Raw genomic sequence first — 2,140 nt, 5'->3', positions numbered from 1 at the left:
GCGTGAGCTTGAATTTGGCGACGTTTTTCAGCATCCATGAGCTAGACTTGATTCCGACTTGGGCAACTCCTTTTAGCTTAACTCCTTTCTCTCGAACGGCTCTAAGTATTCTTACTCATTGCATAATTGGGATGCACCCCTTGTTCGTGTCCGAACAGGGTTGAGTTATTCCAAATGCTTCGCGGGTGCGTTCGGAGAGGTCGGCGGGTTCAAAGGAAAGGCGTCCGACACGATCTTTAAGGGCAACGTCGAGGGTTATGGTTGGGGTGGATTGCAGGCGATCGAGTTTTTGTAAGATTTGGGTAGCGATCGCCCTTTGTTGCGCTTCGGGAAGTTCGGCGAGGCGATCGAATGCTTGTTGAAGGAGTTCGTTCATAGCCTGTTGGGGACGATCTCGCTTTATTTTAATTCTATTCAGGAGGTTCGATTAGCGATCGCGTTTTGCCACCTGACGGCGCAGTTCGACGGAAATGTATTCTGACATCAGACCGTCGCGGGAACGATATGACCTCGCCAGCGTAGGAGTGCAGCGGCGTGGGCTTTGCGTAGCATGAAGCGATCGGCATTCCAGCGTAATTCGTCGAGTTTTTGTTGCTGCTCGATCGAACGGGATGGATTCGCCAAAAGCCTTTCGTAACGATCGAATTCTGCGGGAGTCTGTCGCGCAGTGGCGATTTGTTCGTCTACAGTGGCGCGGATTTCACGCCCATTCAGGAGAAGAAACGTTTCCATTGCAGCGTGACCCGTGCGTTTGTTACCATCGACGAACGGATGATTCATCACGATTGAAAAGCCAAGTGCGGCAGCTTTTTCAATTTCAGTCGAGTATAGGTCTTCGCCACCGAACGTCATGCGCGGCTGTGCGATCGCGGACTCTAGCAAGCCAAAGTCTCGGATACCCAGCGCACCACCAGATCTCTCGATGAGGCGTCGATGCAACGCAAGCACTTCGATGAGTTTGAGATAGCGCATTACGCCAAGCGTTCGTAGAGTTCAGCATTTTTAGTCAAGACATACTCTGCTGCATCTAGGAAATCTTCATTCTGGGCGTCGAGCCAATCGGCGAGGCTCGTTTGCAGTAGAATCTCGAGGTTGATGCCCTGTGCTGTGGCGAGATCTTTCAGTTGTTGGAGTCGATCGTCGGGGATCTCGATCGTAATAGAAGCCATAACTTTTGTGTTCTCAATGTTGGACAACTTAAAAGATGTGGGGATCGATCTTCTTTTACTCCAATTCTACTCGCAGGATTCGATCGCGTGATGTCGATGCTACGACAAGGTAATTTCATCGAGAGGAAGAAGTCCTTCATCGATATCCGGCCAAGTCTCAGTCAGTTCTGGCAAGGTTTTCAGTAGAGAAAGCAAGGAATCGCGAGGAATCGGTTCGACGATTAATCGATCGCCCGCTTTGCGTACTAACACTTCTGTACTGGATAGAGACAAATCCGGCGGAATGGTTAACACTTGGGTAGTCATGCACAGTGATAGTGACAAGTGCGGATTGAAGCATTATGACGAAGTACCAAATCGCGCCTACGTGATTTTATAACTTTTCAGAAAAAGATAAAGCTTTACGAACGAGTCGAGACATACGCTGACGAAGAGTATAGTTGAATCTTTCAATATAACTGTTTTTTCCCGAATCCTTTTCCACAGCTTGATGTCGTTTGCTAGGCAAAACAGTTTGATAAGATTCTCAAAGATCGGTATAGCAGGTAGCACATTGACGATAAACAGGAGGCAAAGATTCCCATAATTTTCGTGCCGCTTCTCGATCTCGCGCACCAATATAGACACCAACAATTTCGCGCGTCTCAGCATTTAAAGCCAGCCAAACCCACTGCTTGACTGGCTTGCGGCCGACAAACGACCAGAGTTCATCCATTTGAACAATCAGTTTCCCCTTTTTTTTGGCATCACTTCAACTTTTCGAGGAGCCTGTGCCAACTTCTTATTTACATAGTCTTGAAGATGTCGCATAGAAATTCTTGCAGACCGAGAAATACCAGCTAAGGATATTTTTTCCGCCAATTCAAGTTTGAAATGCAACGGTCTCCGATCCCTGACTATAAAATACCTCAGAAGGGGTTCGATAGTCAAGAGATTTTCGAGGACGATCGTTGAGTAAATCTACTGCTTTT

Annotated in this window: 3 protein-coding genes and 3 pseudogenes; all 6 read right to left on the bottom strand. The window is 47.6% G+C overall.

Annotated features, from left to right (window positions below; all coding sequences use genetic code 11):
• Positions 1 to 115: 115 nt before the first annotated feature.
• A complete protein-coding gene (locus POG22_RS00740) occupies positions 116 to 376 on the bottom strand; it encodes a hypothetical protein (protein ID WP_498903063.1) in 261 nt (86 codons plus the stop codon).
• A gap of 236 nt (positions 377 to 612) precedes the next feature.
• Positions 613 to 972: pseudogene (locus tag POG22_RS00735) on the bottom strand (type II toxin-antitoxin system death-on-curing family toxin); the annotation flags it as partial.
• The gene (locus tag POG22_RS00730; protein WP_498903061.1) at positions 972 to 1,169 is read right to left on the bottom strand and encodes a DNA-binding protein; all 198 of its coding nucleotides are present in this window, start codon (positions 1,167 to 1,169) and stop codon (positions 972 to 974) included. The gene POG22_RS00730 and the pseudogene POG22_RS00735, both read right to left, overlap by 1 nt.
• A gap of 99 nt (positions 1,170 to 1,268) precedes the next feature.
• The gene (locus tag POG22_RS00725) at positions 1,269 to 1,475 is read right to left on the bottom strand and encodes an AbrB/MazE/SpoVT family DNA-binding domain-containing protein (protein ID WP_498903059.1); all 207 of its coding nucleotides are present in this window, start codon (positions 1,473 to 1,475) and stop codon (positions 1,269 to 1,271) included.
• A gap of 67 nt (positions 1,476 to 1,542) precedes the next feature.
• Positions 1,543 to 2,030: pseudogene (locus POG22_RS00720) on the bottom strand (IS1 family transposase); the annotation flags it as partial.
• A gap of 1 nt (position 2,031) precedes the next feature.
• Positions 2,032 to 2,140, bottom strand: a pseudogene (locus tag POG22_RS00715) (IS30 family transposase); the annotation flags it as partial.

It is taken from the genome of Geitlerinema sp. CS-897 (assembly GCF_028368005.1).
GTDB classification, from domain to species: Bacteria; Cyanobacteriota; Cyanobacteriia; order Cyanobacteriales; family Geitlerinemataceae; genus Baaleninema; species Baaleninema simplex.
The sequence above is the reverse complement of the archived record's forward strand: the minus strand, read 5'-3'. Positions and strand labels throughout refer to the sequence as shown.